We start from the raw sequence: 16,758 nt of genomic DNA, 5'->3' as shown, positions 1-16,758 counted from the left end.
CCCTTGCATGCCGTTCACCAATCTGAAGCTTCATCCGAACCTTCTCAAAGGTCTCAAGGATCTCGGCTTCGGCCGCCCGACGCCGATCCAGGCCGACGCCATCCCGCCGGCGCTCGCGGGCAGCGATGTGCTCGCCTGTGCGATGACCGGCAGCGGTAAGACCGCGGCGTTCCTTCTGCCCATCCTGCACCGGCTGATCGATCGGCCGCGTGGGACGACACGCGCACTCGTGCTGACGCCGACCCGCGAGCTCGCCGCGCAAATCCTCGAAGACTTGAACGACCTCGCGGTGCACACCCCGATCACCGGCGCCGCCGTCTTCGGCGGCATGGGGATGGGGCCGCAGGAGCACGCCTTCCGCAGCGGCGTCGACGTCATCATCGCCACGCCCGGCCGGTTGCTCGATCACTTCCGATCTCCCTACGCGAAACTCGCCGGCCTCGAACACCTCGTACTCGACGAAGCCGATCGCATGCTCGACATGGGATTCCTGCCCGACATCCGCCGCATCCTGCGCCACATTCCGGCGCGCCGGCAGACGCTCTTCTTCAGCGCCACGATGCCAACACCGATCGCGGTGCTCAGCCGCGAGATGCTGCACACACCCGTGACGGTCAATCTCCAACGTCAGGCGGCGCCAGCGGTCGGGATCACGCAGGCGGTCTACCCGGTTTCGCAGGACCTCAAGGCGGCCCTGCTCGTTGCATTGCTCAAACGCGGAGAGATCCGCGAGGCACTCGTCTTCACTCGCACCAAGCACCGCGCCAATCGGGTGCAGGCGTATTTGGTTGAGCACCAAGTGAAAGCCGAGCGAATCCACGGTAACCGCTCCCAGGCGCAACGAACCGAGGCGCTCGCCGGATTCAAGAGTGGGAAGTATCGCGTCCTGGTGGCGACCGACATCGCGGCGCGCGGGATCGACATCGAGGCACTGGGTCATGTTGTGAACTTCGACGTACCTTTGGTGCCGGACGACTACATCCACCGCGTCGGCCGCACCGCGCGAGCGGAGTTGACCGGCGACGCCTTCACCTTCGTCGCGCCCGACGAACAGGAAGACCTCCGGCGGATCGAGCGCGCGGTGGGCAAATCGTTGCCGCGGGTGACGGTTCCGGACTTCGACTACCACGCGCGGCCGACTGCGCGCCTCGAAGTGCCGATCGCGGAGCGCATCGCTGCGATTCGCGCCAAGAAGGCCGAAGACCGCGCCCGCGCCAAGATCAATGCGGAGCGACGCGCGGGTCACACGCCGGCGCCGGGACGCCGCAGCTTGGACGCCCGCTTACATCACCCTGGAGGAAGGGCGCGCCCGCGTTGATTATGAGTCGTGTTCGTGAGGTGGGCTCGTGGCTCGTGTTGGTCGGGAGAGTTCCGATGGCCTGATCGGGCGCTGACCCTTGACCGAAACCATCGATGTAGGTCATGACCCCAGCTCACGTCGCGTACCTGAACGCAGATCACCCGGCTCGTACGCGTTTCGGGCCGTGGGAGGGCGATATGTATTCCTCCAATCCTTACGCTTCGCAATACAAGGACAGGCTGTGCGATGCCGACGACGCGGTCGCTCCGGTTGGCGACAACAGTCTGCTGATCTATGGCGCCATGCTGGCCGAACCACCCGCGGTGCTCTGGACCTTCGCCAGTCGGCTGCGCACGGGGGATCTGAAGAAGCTGCGCATTTTTGCGGGACCGGCCTCGCCGCACTCGATCGATTCGGTATTGGCGCTCGATCTTGCCGATTGTGTCGAACGCGAGTCATTCTTCGTCGGCGCGAGCGATCGCGGCCGCGTCGGCGTCGGGCTCAACTACTTCGTACCCACTCACTTCCATCAAGTGCCTCGGTTGATCGAGGAAGGCATGCATGTGGACGTCGCCGCCACGGTCGTCTCACCAATGGACCCCGCCGGTTTCTTCACGTTCGGCGTCGCCAATGACTTCATCTCCACTGCGGCGCGCTGCGCCAAACGCCTGATCGTCGAAGTCAACGAGTACATGCCACGAGTCCATGGCAACTCGCGCATCCACATCTCGCAGGTCACCAACGTCGTCGAGAACCACTCCCCGTTGCTTGAGTTCCCCGCCGCGGTCCCTGAACCCGTCGACGAGCTCATCGGCCGCACCATCGCCGAGATGGTTCCCCACGGCGCCACGCTGCAGCTCGGAATCGGCAATGTACCGACCGCCGTCGGCAGCTACCTGAAGGACCACAAACAGCTCGGCATCCACACCGAGTTCTTTTCCCCGGTGATGGTCGAGCTGATTCAATCCGGGGTGGTGACCGGCGAAAGGAAAACGCTGCACCCGCGGCAGCACCTTTTCACCATCGCCGCCGGCGGCCAGCGCCTTCTCGACTTCATCCACGACAACCCATCGGTGGAGAGCCACCCGGTGTCGTACACCAATCACCCGACGGTGATCGCGCGTCACGACAACATGATCTCGATCAATGCCGCAATCGAAGTCGATCTCCTCGGGCAGGCCAACGCCGAGTTCATGGACGGTCATCAGTTCAGCGGCTCGGGCGGGCAACTCGACTTCGTCCGCGGTGCCTATGACGCTAAGGGGGGGAAATCGATTCTCGCGTTTCACTCCACGGCACGCAAAGGAACCGTCTCACGCATCGTCCCGCGATTTGAAAGTGGCACCATGATCACCACGCCGCGCAACGACACACACTACCTGGTCACCGAGTACGGAACCGCCAACTTGAAGGGCAAGTCGACGCGCGACCGGGCGCTGGCGATCATCAGTCTGGCGCACCCAGACTTCCGCGACGAACTGCTGCGTGCCGCCGAGGATATGTACATCGTCTGACCGCCGAAACGGGGAGCGATTTCTGAAACGGCCTACGCGAAACTTCGCAGGGCCGTGGCGCGGTTGGGATGGACGTCGATGATCGTGTCGAAGCCGCTCATGCGAAACACTTCGCGCACATTCGCGGTGAGGGCGCAGATGGCGAACCGCCCGTCGCGTGCCTGCACGCGCTTGGCGGCGATCAGCAGCGACCGCAAGCCGGCGCTGCTGATGTAATCGAGTTGCGCCAGATCCAACACCACGCAAGTCTCGCCGGCGTCGATACAACTCAACAGGTGCTCCTGAAACGCTTGCGCCGACTCGGCATTGAGTCGCCCCGTCGGCGTTATCACCAACGTGCCACCGCTCTTGGTTTCGGCGATCTCCATTTGCGACGCAGCGCTATCACCATGCCGGCGCAAGGGGAAGGCGCGCGTTCAGATGTACGTCTGCCGCAGCATCTCCGCAGCCGACTCGTCGAGCTGCTCGGAGCGCCGGACTTCCTCGAAGCGCGCCAACAGATCCTCCGGGCGCATGCGTTGTTTCTCGGCGCCACGGAAGTCGTGCAGCAGCCGGCCTTTGTGCATCATGATCAGCCGATCGCCGAGCGCTGTCGCCTGCTGCATCGAGTGCGTCACCATCAACGTCGTCAGTCGATCGCGGGCAATCACTCCTTCGCTCAGGCGAATGACCTGCTCGGCACTCTTTGGATCCAGCGCCGCGGTGTGCTCGTCCAGGAGAAGCAACTGCGGCTTCACCCATGTGGCCATCACCAGAGTCAGCGCCTGGCGTTGCCCGCCCGACAAACTGCCGATGGCAATGTCGAGTCGATCTTCCAAACCCATTCCCAGGCCGCGGACCCGATCAGCGAGTTGGTCGCGAAAGCTTCGTGGCAGCGCCCAGCCGAGGCCGCGACCCTTGCCGCGCCGCGTCGCCAGCGCCAGATTCTCGGCAATGCTCATCTCCGGCGCCGTGCCGCTAAATGGATTCTGAAAGACCCGACCGATGAAGCGAGCCCGTTGGTGCTCGGCCCAGCGCGTCACGTCATGGCCGGCGAGCCGGATGCTACCGCGATCGACGAAGAACGTGCAGGCCACCGCGTTGAGCAGCGTCGACTTCCCCGATCCATTGGTGCCGATGACGATGACGAACGAGCCGGGTTCGATGGTCAGATCGATGCCGCGCAAGGCGAGCACCTCGTTGGGAGTACCCGGATGGAACGTCTTGGCGATGCCCGTGATCTCAAGCATGTTGTTCCACCGCGTGTCGCCGCAGACGGGCCAACGCGTTCGGCAACACCAGCGCCGCAAAGACGAACGCCGCCGTGATCAACTTCAGATCGTTCGGGCTCAGGCCGGCGCGCAGGGCCACCGCCACCAGCAGCCGGAAGAGCACCGAGCCCATCACGGCTCCGATGATCACGTACCCGAGCTGCTGAGTACCGACTAAGGCTTCGCCAATGATCACGCTCGCCAGACCCCACACCACCATGCCAATTCCCATCTGCACGTCGGCGAAGCCTTGATACTGCACGAGCAACGCCCCGGAAAGCCCGACCAATCCGTTGGCCAGGGCCAGCCCGAGGATCAACATGTTGCCCACATTCACTCCGAGGGCACGCATCATCTGGTCGTTGTCGCCGGTCGCCCGCATCGCCGTTCCCAGATGCGTGCGCAGGAAGAGGTACAACATGCCGCCAGTGACGACGACAATGGCGAGGCTCGCCGCCAACGTCAGCGCGTCGCGCACACCGAGCGTCCAACCCCACAGTGCCAACGACTCGACGCCGAAAAGCGCCTGGCCCAAGCGCTCGGCGTCCGTCGCCAAGGTCGGCACATTGATCAACGGGATGTTGCTCTGGCCCATGATCCGCAGGTCGACCGAGTAGAGTGCGGTCATGACGATGATGCCGGAGAGCAGGCCGTTGATGTTGAACTTGGTGTGCAGCACCCCGGTCACGGTGCCGGCCAGCGCCCCGGCGGCGAATCCACTCAGCGTTGCCAGCGGCGTCGGCACCCCGTGAACGAGCAGCACCGCCGCAGTCGCTGCCCCGAGTGTGATCGAACCTTCGGTGGTGATGTCGGGAAACTTGAAGACGCGAAAACTGATGAACACTCCCAACGCCAACAGCGAGAGAATGAGACCGACAGTCCAGGCGCCAACCAGGAGCGTCATCTCAGACCCTCTACCCAGAAATCTCGCTGAGAGGGCTAACCCAGCAGGCGCCGCGGACGAAGGCGCTCTCGCCGCCGCCCACGATCTCGCGATCGTCGTTCAGCAGATGCAACACACTCTGCACCGTCTCGGATTCGAACAGGCCCTGCACCGATTCGCGCAGGTCGATACGCCCCTTGCGCAGCGGCCGATAGGGAAACGTTGCGGCGTGAAAGTGCGCCGTCAGCGAACTGCGGACCTCGAGGGGGCGGAGAAATGGATCCAGCCGGGAGGGGGCTCGTGCAACCACACCGACGGCCAGGGCGACTCCCATATTGTGCACGCGCTCGGGCGTGAACGACAACCATTCGCGCACTGCGGGCATGTCGCAGTGCAACCGGTCCCCGGTATCGGGTGAGCGGCGCAGTGTCGCGCCCATGAGGCCCGCCGACTCGGCAATGATGACGATCCCCACGGCCGCGGCATCATCTCCATCCAAGCATCCGCGCACGATGCGGCTGAGCGTCACCGGCCCCTTGGCCACGTCGCAATCAAAGCGCACCAGCTTCTGAAACGTTCCCTCGCACGCGACGCCGTAGAGAACCTGCAGCGTGGGTACCAAGGCTCCCGCCGAGACGAGATAGTCGGAACGGTTCGTGCCGTCAGCCGGCTGGCACGCCGCAGCACCACCGGCCGCCAGAAACTCGCCGAACCGCCCGCGACAGCCCTCGTAATCCCCACCCAAGACACCCAACCCAAGGGCAATGGTCGAGACCCCGGCATCGAGAGGTCGGCAATCGGCGTCGGCGTAGCCCTCACGCTGCAGCTTGAGCGAATCGCCGAGCACGCGGCATCGCAACGCAGCGTTGGCGTCGAGGACGAAGCGCTCGAAGGCAGCGCCATCGATCTCGAAGCGCTGGCCCTCCACCGGCGCCGGCGCGCGCGTCACCTCATCGCCAAACAGCACCACCAGCCCAGCCATCTCCAGCACGGTGCGCACCGCGACGGACGGCTCGATGACGATGAACGATCCGGATAGTTGTTGAGCCTGCTTGCGAAAGCGCAGCAGCAGACGGACGCCGGCCGAGCTCATGTACGGCACGCTGGACATGTCGACGCGCAGGTGATGCGTTCCGGCGTGCAGGATGTCCTCGATCGCGCTGGTGAGGTGATCGGCCCAATAGGCATCCAAGCGCCCGACCACGACCAGCTCGGCGACGCCTGCCTCGAACGTCTTGGTGATCTCCATGCGCTACTCCAACAGCGTCGCCGCTTGTCGGCGCAGCCTCTCCGGCACGGCGATCCCTGCGATCTTCGCGGCTGCGAGATTCAAGACCAGCTTCGAGCTCGGCACCTCGTGGAAGGGAATGTTCGCCGGCGACTCCCCTTGGATCACCCGGGCTGCCAAGAGGCCCGCCTCCCAGCCTGATTCGTGCGAGTCACGGGCAATCACCGCGACCGCGCCGTTCTTCGCATCACTGGTCAGAAAGCCAAACACCGGTACGTGCGCCTGCTGGGCCGAGCGCACGATGCTGGCAAAGCCCGAAATGGTCAGGTTGCTGCCTACCTGGCAGATGGCATCGACGTTCTGTGCCAGCAATGCCAGGGTCGCATCCGACAGCTCCGAGCTACTGTTCACGGCAACTGTCGCAAACTCGAAGCCTCGCTTCGCCGCCGCTTCGACCACCCGCTTGGTGTTGAACACCGAGTTCACTTCTGCGGGTACAACCAACGTGCCGAGCCGACGGACGTTGGGGAGCAGCTCGTGAATGAGCCCGAGGATGTCCTCGTACGCCGCCGTCGTGGGCACGCCCGTCACGTTGGGCAAGTGATCATCGTAGGTGCGACCGGCGCCGGCACCGATCGGGTTGGACGAGAACGAGAAGATGATGGGCAGCGTCTTCACGCGCTGCACCGCGGTCTGCAAGGTTGGCGTCGATAGGGTCATGAGCAGATCGGCACCATCGCCCACCGCCGCATCGACGATGCCGCTCAGAGTTGGCATGTCGCCTTGTGCATTGCGGATGGTCACCGTGTAGTCGCGACCTTCGACTAGCCGGCTTGCCAGGCCCTCGCGCATGCCGCGCTCGTTCTCGTCGCTGTCGATCGAGCTCACCAGCTCGAGGATGTGGACCTTCCACAATCGGCGCGCCTCGTCTGGCCGCACCTGGCTGCGCATCTTGGCGTTGTCGGAGAGCAACAGCAGGAGAGACACGGCGAGGATCAGCACCACACCCAGACCAAGTCGCCGCAAAGCTGCCCGCATCCTCGCCGCCGCATATCCCACGTGCGTCGCGGCGTCTACCAAGGTAGTGGGCACGTGGCGCGCGCAAGCATTCAGCCGGTGATTGTGACAAGCTACCGCGCCATGTTCGAGGACAGCACGCGCCTCCGTCTGTTGCATGAACTCGGCTGCGCCTTTGCGGCGCGCACGGAGCTCGAAGACCTCTGCCGCCTGGTGATCTCGAAATGCGGCGAGGCGCTGAATGCCGAAGGCGTCGGCATCTTGCTGCTCGACGCGAAGACCCAGGAACTGTTCTTTCCCTACGTCGCCAACGAAGACCCGGAGGCGGCCGAACGCTTGCGGCAAATGCGCTTCGCGGCTGACCGCGGCATTGCCGGTGAAGTGCTGCGCAGCGGCCAGCCGATTCGCGTCGACGATGTCCATAGTGACAGCCGCTTCTACTCGGGGGCCGATCAGAAATCCCGCACTACGACGCGCAATCTCATCGCCGCACCGCTGCGTTCGGAGCAAGGGACCATCGGAGTGATCCAGGCGGTGAACCGCCGCGGCTCGGCCGAGAGAGGCGCCGGTTTCTCGGACGACGACCTGGGGTTTCTCGAAGCCCTTTCCGGCAGCGTCGCCATTGCCATCGACAATGCGCGGGCCATCGAAGAGCGCAGTGCGTTGCGCGCGCTGCGGCGCGAGGTCGAGATCGCCAGCGAGATCCAGCAGTCGATCTTGCCGCGCACGTTTCCGGCGTTCCCCGAGCGCGACGACTTCGATCTCTATGCCGCGATGATCCCGGCTCGTGACGTGGGCGGCGACTTTTACGACTTCTTTCTGCTCAGTCCGTCGCAGCTCGGCGTCGTCATCGCCGATGTCTCCGGGAAGGGCATCCCGGCCGCCCTCTTCATGGCCGTCAGCCGTACATTGATGAAGGCGACCGCCTTGAGCGCGCCCTCCCCGGCCGCGTGTTTGCAGCGGGTCAACCGGCTGTTGAATGCAGAGAACAGCGCCGAGATGTTCGTCAGCCTTTTTTACGGCATTCTCGATACGCGCAGCGGCCGCGTCGTCTTCAGCAACGGCGGCCACAACCCACCGCTGGTCGTCCGCGCCGGCGGCCGTGCGGAGTTCCTCGACGCAAAGCCCGGATGCGTGCTCGGCGTTCTCGCCGACGCCGTCTACGCCGACGCCACGAGCGCCCTCATGCCGGGGGACACATTGGTGCTCTATACCGACGGCGTCACCGAGGCGATGAACGGCATCGACGAACTGTACGGCGAGGAACGCTTGCAACAGCTCTTGCACAACCCTGTGGACTCGCCGCGCACGCTGATCGACGGGATCATCGCCGACGTGAAACAGCATAGCGGCGAGGCGACACAAAGCGATGACATCACGCTGCTGGCGGTGACCTATCGAGGAGACCGCGATGCCGCCTGAGACCGATCCGCCTCCGCGTGTCATCCGCTTGCGCAATCACCTCGAGGAGCTCAACCGCTTGCACCCCTTCGTTGCGCAGTTCTGCGACGCCGGCGGCCTGCCGTCCAACGATGCCTTCGCCCTCTCTCTGGCGCTCGATGAACTCGTCACCAACGTGATCGTACACGGCTATGGTGACCACGCCGAGCATGAGATCCAGGTAGCTCTGTCGATGGCCGGGGGTGACGTCGTTGTCGAAATGGAAGACGACGCCCGCCCATTCGATCCGACCCAACCTACTGCCGTCGATCTCGCGGCCGATCTGGAGCACCGCAAGGTCGGTGGACTAGGCCTGCACTTCGTCCAACGCGCGATGGACGAAATGACCTATCGGCGCACCGGCCGGCACAATCACCTCCGCATCAAGAAGCGGATCGATTATGGAAGCGCGAAGAGGGGATGAGGCGCGCCGCGCGTGTGGCATGCGGTTCATGAACCCAACTCCGCCAGCAGCGTCTTGGCCTCGATGAGGTCGCGCGTGTCGAAGCCCTCGGTGAGCCAGGCGTAGAGCGGGGCGAGCAGGGCGCGGGCCTCGGCGCGCTTACCTTGCCGCTGCCAGAGCCGCGCCAGGCTGGTGGCTGTGCGCAGCTCCAACGTCTTCGCCTTTTGCCGCCGGGCGGTCTCCAGCGATTGGTTGAAGAGCACCTCGGCCTCCTCGACCGCATCGCCGGCCATGTTGAGGAGAATCTCTGCCCGCAGCCGATGCAGCTCAGCGTCGAAGAACTTTTGGGTTGTCTGGGCTGCCACGGTGAGCGCCATCTCGGTCGTGCTCAGCGCGTCTTGGGGGCGTCCGACGGCTGCCTGTGCCTGCGCGAGTATTGTGAGGAAGGCCGGCATGCCGGCCTGCAGACCGGTGCTCCCGGCCAAGGCCAGGCCGTCAGTGAGCGCCGCGAGTGCCTCGACATCCCCGGCCTGAATCGCGGCGCCCGCCAGAATGGCCCGTCCCAGGCCCAGCCAGAGCGGGAAGCCCTGCGCTTCGCTCAGAGCGATCGCTTCGTCGGCGAGTGCGCGCTGTGATGCGAGGTCGCGACGGGTCCATGCGGCGCTCGCCTCGATGATCAGTGCGAATGCCAGCGAGTGCGGGTGGCCGATGGTACGAGCCAGCCCGATCGCCTTCTTTCCTTCCTCAGCCGACTGGTCCGGATGGCCGAGGAACCAAAGAGCCCATGCGCGATAGGAGCGCGCCGAAACGCCTCCGTCCGTCCCGTACTTGACCCCGAGATCGGCGTCTCGAACGGGATCGTACAGCGCGATGCTCTGCTCGCACAGCTTTCGCGCCTCGACGAAGTGACCCTGGTACAGTTTCGAGATGCCGAGGTTTACGCACCCGAGGAGCATGTGCTCGTCGTGGCGCCGGGCGCGAGCGATGGCGAGCGCGCGTGTGTTCCTCTCGTCCGCGCGGACCAGGTCGCCGCGGGCCAGCGGGGCGAGCGATCCTTGCAGGAGCGCCATAGTGAGCGCCTCTTGGTCGTGCGACTTCGCAGCGAGCGCGCCCGCTCGATCCCAGGCTTTGCCGTATTCCTCGTGTGCATAGCCGCGCGCGGCCTGCAGCGACGCGGCGAGCGCGATCTGCAGTGCGCACTCACGCGCGTCGCGTTCAGCCGTCTCCAACACCCCATCCAAGAGACGGATCGCGGTGCGCAGCTGGCCGATCGCTTCCTCGTGAGCCGAGCGCCGCTTGGCCGCCTCGCCGGCGCGCTGGTAGTAGGCGATCGCGTCGTCGATCCGCCCCGCCGCCTCGGCGTGCCGCGCCACGATGCCCGGGTCGCTCTCGAGGCGCTCGGGGAGCGCGACGAGCACCTCAACCACCCGCGCGTGGAGCTGCTGGCGCGCGCGCTTGAGCAGCGACTGGTACGCGGCATCCTGAATCAGCGCGTGCTTGAACGTGTAGGTTGCCCCGGGCGGCTCGCCGCGCTGAAACAGCAGATCCGCGTCCACGAGCTGCGCCAGCCCCTGACGCAAGGTCGGCTCATCGATGCCGGCGATCGCTGCCAACAAAGCGTACGCAAACTCCCGGCCCAGCACCGCGGCGCGCTGCGCCACGTCCTTGGCCGCGCTCAGCCGATCGAGCCGCGCCATCAACGAGTCTTGCAACGTGGCCGGGATCGCGTCGTCCAACGACCCGCTCAGCTCGTAGCGTCCCTCCCGTTCCCGCAGCAGGCCGGATTCGAGCACCATGCGCCCCAGCTCCTCGACATACAGCGGAATGCCGTCTGCGCGCGCCACGACCGCTTCGACCACCGCCGGTGGCAGGGCGCGGTCCGGGCTCAGTGCCGCCACCATCTCACGCGCCTGCCGTTTCGTCAGCCGGTTGAGCTGCATGAGGGTGAGATTCGCGCGCGCCGGCCACGGCGCCTGAAACTCGGGCCGCGTCGTGCACAGCATCATCACCCGCGTCGTGCGGCTCTGCTCGATGAGGCGGCCGAGCAATTCGAGCGACGAGGGATCACACCAGTGTAGGTCTTCGACCAGCAACAGCAGCGGCTGCAATTCGCCCAACGCCAGCGTCCACGAGACCAGTGCCTCGATCGTCTTCTTGCGCTGCAGATCCGGGCTCAGCTGCAATGGGGTGTAGGCATCGGTGATCGGGACGGAGAGAAAGGCTGCGAACAACGGCACCGTGTCGGACACCAGCAATCCCGCGCGTTCGAGGGCCGTCTCGAGTTTGCCGATCTTCTCGGCTGTCGTATCGGCGGCTGCGAATGCCAGGCCCTGCTCCACCAGCTCGATCACGGGTCGAAACGCACTGTCCTGCATGTATGGTATGCAGCGGCATTCGAGCCAGGTATGCGGCGCGTCCGCCAGCCGCTCGCGCAGCGTGTGCATCAGCCGCGACTTGCCCACACCGGCTTCACCGCTGATCACCACCGACTGGCCGTCGCGCTCTTCGACGCGTTCCCACCGGTCCAGGAGGACCCCCAGCTCGAGGTCACGGCCGACAAACGGTGTGAACCGATGGCCGACGACATCGAGACGACTGCGCACGCCGCTCGGCTGCAGGACGCGGTAAAGCGGCACCGGCTCGGGCACGCCCTTCAACGTGTGTGCGCCTAACTCTTCGACGACGAAGATCCCCGCGACCAAGCGCTGCGTACTGGCGGTGATCAACACCGTATCCGCATGGGCAACGGATTGGACGCGGGCCGCAACGTTGGGCGTGTCGCCGAAGATCTCGACATCGGTCCCGCCCCCTTGGCTGATGACGACGGGTCCGGTGTGCATACCGACGCGGACGGAGAGAGGAGGCCTCCTCCCTAACCCTCCTCCGCTCGCAGAAGTGCTCGCAGAGGAGGGGATCTGAGTCAGGCCCTCGTTCAATGCCCGCACAGCCTCGACGATCGCCAGGCCCGCGCGCACGGCGCGTTCAGGATCATCGTCGTGTGCCTGCGGATAGCCGAAGTACACCACCAGTCCATCGCCGAGATACTTTGCGACGTGCCCACCAAAGCGCGTGACCGCTTCGGCGGCGGTGCGTTGATAGCGTGCCGCGATGTCGCCCCACTCCTCGGGATCGAGCCGCGCGGCGATCGCCGTCGAGCCCACCAGATCGCAGAAGAGCACCGTCAGCTGACGGCGCTCGCCGACCGGCAATGCGACTTCGGGCTCGCGGGGCTGCGTCGAGACGGCGGGCGCTGCCGCCATGGGTCGCAACCGCTCACCGCAGCCGCCGCAGAACTTCTCGCCAGCCTCGACCGGCGCACCGCACGAGGGACATGCGACGGAGAGCGTCGCGCCGCATTCCGTGCAGAAGCGGCGGTCAGCGCGGTTGTCGTGGTTGCAGGACGGGCAGTGCATCGTGTGTCTTCGCACGCGGTGACTACCACACCCGGCGCGAAGTTCGGAAGGTGCACGGGGACTAGGGTTGGTGAGACTACGGTTTGGTACCCGCCACCGCGAGCCGCGCCTCGGCCCAGCGGCGGTCGGTGTCGGCTTGGATGTATTCGTCGTCGAGGGGCGTGTGGTCTTTGAGACGAGCTTCGGCGGTGCGCAGATCTTCTTGCGCCTTCGCGGCGTCGACTTCTTCGGCGAACTGCGCGGCGTCGGCGAGGACGGTCATCACGTCGTTGATGACTTCGGCGAAGCCGCCGCGGATCACCAGCCGGCGCGTGGCGCGGCCGACGCGGAAGCTCAAGGTTCCGGTCTCTAGCGAACCGAGGAAGGTGGTGTGCTCCGGCAAGACGCCGAACTCACCGGCGGTGCCGGGCGCGGTGACTTCGTTCGCCGGCTCGTCCAGCAGTTGGCGCGTCGGCGTGACGATGCGGAGTTGGAAGGTGTCGCTCATCTACGCGGCCATCTCCTTGGCGCGCGCGATAACGTCTTCGATCGTGCCGGCCATGTAGAACGCCTGCTCGGGGAGATCGTCGTGCTTGCCCTCGACCACTTCCTTGAAGCTGCGGATGGTGTCGGCCAGCTTCACGTAGATGCCCTTGCGTCCAGTGAACGCTTCGGCGACATGGAACGGCTGGGATAGAAAGCGCTGAATCTTGCGCGCGCGCGCGACGAGAAGTTTGTCGTCTTCCGACAACTCGTCCATGCCGAGGATGGCGATGATGTCTTGCAGATCCTTGTAGCGCTGCAGCGCCTCCTGTACGTGGCGCGCGACATCGTAGTGTTCTTGGCCGACGATGTTGGGGTCGACGATGCGCGACGTCGAATCGAGCGGGTCAACGGCGGGATAGATGCCGAGCTCAGCGATCTGACGCGACAGCACGGTGGTGGCGTCAAGATGCGCAAACGTGGTGGCCGGCGCGGGGTCGGTTAAGTCATCGGCGGGCACGTAGATCGCCTGCACGGATGTGATCGAGCCCTTCTTGGTCGACGTGATGCGCTCTTGCAATTCGCCGAGGTCGGTCGAAAGAGTGGGCTGATAGCCGACCGCCGACGGCATGCGGCCGAGCAACGCCGACACTTCCGAGTTCGCCTGCGTGAAGCGAAAGATGTTGTCGATGAAGAGCAGCACGTCCTTGCCCTCTTCGTCGCGGAAATATTCGGCGGCGGTGAGCGCGGTGAGACCGACGCGCGCGCGCGCGCCCGGCGGCTCGTTCATCTGGCCGTACACCAGCGCGGTTTTGCTGAGCACGCCCGACTCGCGCATTTCGAGGAACAAGTCGTTACCTTCGCGGGTGCGCTCGCCGACGCCGCCGAAGATCGAGTAGCCGCCGTGCTGCTTAGCGATGTTGTTGATTAATTCTTGGATGATGACGGTCTTGCCGACGCCGGCGCCGCCGAAGAGACCGATCTTGCCGCCGCGCACGTACGGGGCGAGCAAGTCGACGACTTTGATGCCGGTCTCGAGAATCTGAATGTCGGTCGCCTGATCGGCGAACGACGGTGCCGGGCGATGAATGGGGTAGCGCTTGGCGGATTCGATCGGACCCGCTTCATCGACCGGCTCGCCGATCACATTGATGATGCGCCCGAGGGTTTGCGGCCCCACCGGCACGGTGATGAACTCGCCCGTGTCCTGCACGTCCATGCCGCGCACCAGCCCGTCGGTGGTGTCCATGGCGATGCAGCGCACGGTGTGCTCACCGAGATGCTGCGCGACCTCGACGACCAGGTTCCACGGCTGATCGCTGACGGCGGGATTGGTGATCCGCAGCGCGTTGTAGATCGGCGGCACGGCGCTGTCTTCGAACTCGACGTCGACCACCGGGCCGATGACCTGGGTAATCTTTCCAACCTTCATAGTTTCGTCCTCAGTTGTGATCTCGGTCAGCCCTTGAGCGCCTCGGCGCCGCTGACGATCTCCATCAGCTCCGTCGTGATGGTGGCTTGACGGGCGCGGTTCATCTGCAGCGTGAGCCGATCCATCATCTCCGACGCGTTCTTGCTGGCGCTGTCCATCGCCGTCATCTGCGCGCCGAAGAAGCTGGCGTTCGATTCTAGGAACGTCCGGTGAATCAGCACGGTCACGTACTGGCGCAACAAGCGTTCGAGCAGCGAGGCGGCGTCGGGCTCGTAGAGATACTCGGTGCCTTCTTCATCGGTGCTACCGGCCGCCAACGGCAGGAGGCGTTCGAGAGTAGGCACTTGCGAGATGGCGGAGCGGAACTGGCTGTAGATCAGATAGACCGCGTCGGTCTCGCCGGCGGCGAATTCGCGCGCGAGGTCGCGGCCGATCGCGTCGGCGAGGTCGTGACCGGGGCCGCCGAAAATCGCGATGTACTTGTCGGTGATCTGGACGTCGCGCTTCTTGAAATGATCGAAACCCTTGCGTCCGACGATGGTGAGCCGCACGCGCTCGCGGCCGTGTTCGGTGAGGAACGCCTCAGTCATGCGAATCAGGTTGGCGTTGTAACCGCCGCACAAACCACGGTCGCTGGTGACCAGCAGCACGCGGATCGTGCGGACGTCATCGCGCGGCGCCAGCAGCGGATGCGCCTCGGCGCCGACGCGCGCGGCGACGTTGCGGACCAGCGCGCCGAGCTTGTCGGCGTAGGGGCGCGCGGCCATCGCCGCGTCTTGCGCGCGGCGCAGCTTCGCGGCGGCCACCATCTTCATGGCCTTGGTGATCTGCTGGGTACTCTTGACCGAGCTGATCCGCTTGCGGATGGCTTTCAAGCTGGGCATGGCGGCGAAAATCGAACGCTAGGCGACGAACGCGGTCTTGAATTCTTCGAGCGCGCTGTTCAGCTTCGCTTTGAGCGCGTCGTCGAGCTGCTTCTTGGTGACGATGTCTTGCAACACGTCAGGATGGCGATTTTCGATGAAGCGATCCAGCTCCTGCTCGTAGCGCTTGAGGTTCGACGGGTCGATGTGGTCGACGAATCCGTTGGTCGCGGCGTAGACGATGAGGACTTGTTTGGCGACGGGTTGCGGTTCGAACTGCCCTTGCTTGAGTACCTCGACCAGACGACTGCCACGGGCTAACATCTTCTGCGTCGAGACGTCGAGATCGGAACCGAATTGCGCGAAGGCGGCCATTTCCCGGTACTGCGCGAGGTCGAGGCGGAGCGAGCCGGCCACCTGCCGCATGGCTTTGATCTGCGCGTTGCCACCGACGCGCGACACCGAGATGCCGACGTTCACGGCGGGGCGTACGCCCGAATAGAAGAGATCGCTTTCGAGAAAGATCTGCCCGTCGGTGATCGAGATGACGTTGGTGGGAATGTACGCCGACACGTCACCGGCTTGGGTTTCGATGATCGGCAGCGCGGTGAGCGAGCCGCCGCCGCGGTCGTCGCTCATTTTCGCGGCGCGTTCGAGCAGTCGCGAGTGGAGATAGAACACGTCGCCGGGGAACGCCTCGCGGCCCGGCGGGCGCCGTAGCAGCAACGAGAGCTGGCGGTAGGCGACCGCGTGCTTGGAAAGATCGTCGTAGATGCACAACGCGTGACGTCCGTTGTCACGGAAGAATTCGCCCATCGTGCAACCGGTGTACGGTGCGATGAATTGCAGCGGCGCCGCGTCCGAGGCGGTGGCGGCGACGACGATGGTGTACTCCATTGCGCCGAAACGCGTGAGCCGGTCGACCACCTGCGCCACCGTCGAGCGCTTCTGGCCGATGGCCACGTAGATGCAGACGACATCGCCGCCCTTTTGGTTGATGATGGTGTCGATCGCCACCGCGGTCTTGCCGGTTTGGCGGTCGCCGATGATCAGCTCGCGTTGGCCGCGGCCAATCGGGATCATGCTATCGATGGCTTTGAGACCGGTCTGCAGCGGCTCCTTCACCGGTTGGCGCGCGATGATGCCGGGCGCCTTCAACTCGATGCGGCGCAATTCCTTGGTGTCGATCGGCCCCTTGCCGTCGATGGGCAGGCCGAGGCCGTCGACGACGCGGCCGAGGAGCGCGTCGCCCACCGGCACTTCGGCGATGCGGCCGGTGCGGCGGACTTCGTCGCCTTCTTTGATCTCGTGCGCTTCGCCGAAGATCGCCGCGCCGACGTTGTCCTCTTCGAGGTTGAGGACCATGCCGAAGATGTTGTGCGGAAACTCCAGCAACTCACCGGCGGCGGCCTTGTCGAGGCCGTAGATGCGTGCAATGCCGTCGCCGGTGGACAGCACACGGCCGGTCTCACGCACTTCGACGTCGCGGCCGAAGTCCTGAATCTGCTTCTTGATGAATTCACTGATTTCCGCTGCGCGGATTTCCATCGCGG

Annotated in this window: 14 protein-coding genes; 4 read left to right on the top strand and 10 right to left on the bottom strand. The window is 65.0% G+C overall.

The annotated features are described in order from the left end of the window. Positions 1–7 precede the first annotated feature (7 nt). Together HYR72_22850 and HYR72_22845 are read left to right on the top strand one after the other, a co-directional pair. Positions 8–1,318, top strand: a complete 1,311-nt coding sequence (locus HYR72_22850) for a DEAD/DEAH box helicase (protein ID MBI1817825.1) — start codon at positions 8–10, stop codon at positions 1,316–1,318. A 179-nt stretch (positions 1,319–1,497) separates the two neighbouring features. Beyond that, positions 1,498–2,814, top strand: a complete 1,317-nt coding sequence (locus HYR72_22845; GenBank protein MBI1817824.1) for an acetyl-CoA hydrolase/transferase family protein — start codon at positions 1,498–1,500, stop codon at positions 2,812–2,814. 32 nt (positions 2,815–2,846) lie between these two features. Here the strand turns inward: HYR72_22845 and HYR72_22840 are convergent, their stop codons facing one another. The 5 genes from HYR72_22840 to HYR72_22820 are packed head-to-tail and all read right to left on the bottom strand — an operon-like array spanning position 2,847 to position 7,213. After that, the gene (locus tag HYR72_22840; GenBank protein MBI1817823.1) at positions 2,847–3,182 is read right to left on the bottom strand and encodes an STAS domain-containing protein; all 336 of its coding nucleotides are present in this window, start codon (positions 3,180–3,182) and stop codon (positions 2,847–2,849) included. Positions 3,183–3,230: 48 nt separating this feature from the next. Next, a complete protein-coding gene (locus tag HYR72_22835) occupies positions 3,231–4,043 on the bottom strand; it encodes an ATP-binding cassette domain-containing protein (protein ID MBI1817822.1) in 813 nt (270 codons plus the stop codon). Beyond that, positions 4,036–4,968: an ABC transporter permease gene (locus HYR72_22830; GenBank protein ID MBI1817821.1), complete on the bottom strand. Its 933-nt coding sequence runs from the start codon at positions 4,966–4,968 to the stop codon at positions 4,036–4,038. Before HYR72_22830 ends, HYR72_22835 begins: the two co-directional genes overlap by 8 nt. 10 nt (positions 4,969–4,978) lie before the next feature. Further along, positions 4,979–6,196 carry an STAS domain-containing protein gene (locus HYR72_22825; protein ID MBI1817820.1) on the bottom strand — a complete coding sequence of 406 codons (1,218 nt, stop codon included), beginning with the start codon at positions 6,194–6,196 and terminating at the stop codon, positions 4,979–4,981. 3 nt (positions 6,197–6,199) lie between these two features. Beyond that, entirely contained in the window at positions 6,200–7,213 is a 1,014-nt protein-coding gene (locus HYR72_22820; GenBank protein ID MBI1817819.1) for an ABC transporter substrate-binding protein, read from the bottom strand. A gap of 54 nt (positions 7,214–7,267) precedes the next feature. Between HYR72_22820 and HYR72_22815 the strand changes: the two genes are divergently transcribed. Together HYR72_22815 and HYR72_22810 are read left to right on the top strand one after the other, a co-directional pair. Further along, positions 7,268–8,614, top strand: a complete 1,347-nt coding sequence (locus tag HYR72_22815; protein ID MBI1817818.1) for a SpoIIE family protein phosphatase — start codon at positions 7,268–7,270, stop codon at positions 8,612–8,614. After that, positions 8,604–9,056 carry an ATP-binding protein gene (locus tag HYR72_22810; GenBank protein MBI1817817.1) on the top strand — a complete coding sequence of 151 codons (453 nt, stop codon included), beginning with the start codon at positions 8,604–8,606 and terminating at the stop codon, positions 9,054–9,056. The genes HYR72_22815 and HYR72_22810 overlap by 11 nt, the downstream gene beginning before the upstream one ends. Positions 9,057–9,082: 26 nt before the next feature. Here HYR72_22810 and HYR72_22805 read toward each other — a convergent pair whose 3' ends face one another. From HYR72_22805 to HYR72_22785, 5 genes are all read right to left on the bottom strand, one after another. Continuing rightward, positions 9,083–12,448 carry an AAA family ATPase gene (locus HYR72_22805; GenBank protein MBI1817816.1) on the bottom strand — a complete coding sequence of 1,122 codons (3,366 nt, stop codon included), beginning with the start codon at positions 12,446–12,448 and terminating at the stop codon, positions 9,083–9,085. Positions 12,449–12,524: 76 nt separating this feature from the next. Then, the gene (gene atpC / locus HYR72_22800; protein ID MBI1817815.1) at positions 12,525–12,935 is read right to left on the bottom strand and encodes an ATP synthase F1 subunit epsilon; all 411 of its coding nucleotides are present in this window, start codon (positions 12,933–12,935) and stop codon (positions 12,525–12,527) included. Then, positions 12,936–14,342: a F0F1 ATP synthase subunit beta gene (atpD, locus tag HYR72_22795; GenBank protein MBI1817814.1), complete on the bottom strand. Its 1,407-nt coding sequence runs from the start codon at positions 14,340–14,342 to the stop codon at positions 12,936–12,938. It abuts the gene before it with no gap. Between the two features lie 26 nt (positions 14,343–14,368). Then, a complete protein-coding gene (atpG, locus tag HYR72_22790; protein MBI1817813.1) occupies positions 14,369–15,226 on the bottom strand; it encodes an ATP synthase F1 subunit gamma in 858 nt (285 codons plus the stop codon). Between the two features lie 18 nt (positions 15,227–15,244). Next, complete coding sequence (locus HYR72_22785; GenBank protein ID MBI1817812.1) at positions 15,245–16,753, bottom strand: F0F1 ATP synthase subunit alpha; 1,509 nt, start codon at positions 16,751–16,753, stop codon at positions 15,245–15,247. Positions 16,754–16,758 lie beyond the last annotated feature (5 nt).

Source organism: Deltaproteobacteria bacterium (genome assembly GCA_016178705.1).
In the GTDB taxonomy this organism is placed as follows: domain Bacteria; phylum Desulfobacterota; class Binatia; order HRBIN30; family JACQVA1; genus JACOST01.
The sequence above is the reverse complement of the archived record's forward strand: the minus strand, read 5'-3'. Positions and strand labels throughout refer to the sequence as shown.

Bases quoted from the DNA above. Each gene is read 5' to 3' on its own strand.
- HYR72_22845 (MBI1817824.1), top strand. From the start codon at position 1,498: ATGTATTCCTCCAATCCTTACGCTTCGCAATACAAGGACAGGCTGTGC.
- atpD (MBI1817814.1), bottom strand. From the start codon at position 14,342: ATGAAGGTTGGAAAGATTACCCAGGTCATCGGCCCGGTGGTCGACGTC.
- HYR72_22785 (MBI1817812.1), bottom strand. From the start codon at position 16,753: ATGGAAATCCGCGCAGCGGAAATCAGTGAATTCATCAAGAAGCAGATT.
- HYR72_22810 (MBI1817817.1), top strand. From the start codon at position 8,604: ATGCCGCCTGAGACCGATCCGCCTCCGCGTGTCATCCGCTTGCGCAAT.
- HYR72_22830 (MBI1817821.1), bottom strand. From the start codon at position 4,968: ATGACGCTCCTGGTTGGCGCCTGGACTGTCGGTCTCATTCTCTCGCTG.
- HYR72_22825 (MBI1817820.1), bottom strand. From the start codon at position 6,196: ATGGAGATCACCAAGACGTTCGAGGCAGGCGTCGCCGAGCTGGTCGTG.
- HYR72_22805 (MBI1817816.1), bottom strand. From the start codon at position 12,448: ATGCACTGCCCGTCCTGCAACCACGACAACCGCGCTGACCGCCGCTTC.
- HYR72_22835 (MBI1817822.1), bottom strand. From the start codon at position 4,043: ATGCTTGAGATCACGGGCATCGCCAAGACGTTCCATCCGGGTACTCCC.
- HYR72_22850 (MBI1817825.1), top strand. From the start codon at position 8: ATGCCGTTCACCAATCTGAAGCTTCATCCGAACCTTCTCAAAGGTCTC.
- atpC (MBI1817815.1), bottom strand. From the start codon at position 12,935: ATGAGCGACACCTTCCAACTCCGCATCGTCACGCCGACGCGCCAACTG.
- atpG (MBI1817813.1), bottom strand. From the start codon at position 15,226: ATGCCCAGCTTGAAAGCCATCCGCAAGCGGATCAGCTCGGTCAAGAGT.
- HYR72_22820 (MBI1817819.1), bottom strand. From the start codon at position 7,213: ATGCGGGCAGCTTTGCGGCGACTTGGTCTGGGTGTGGTGCTGATCCTC.
- HYR72_22840 (MBI1817823.1), bottom strand. From the start codon at position 3,182: ATGGAGATCGCCGAAACCAAGAGCGGTGGCACGTTGGTGATAACGCCG.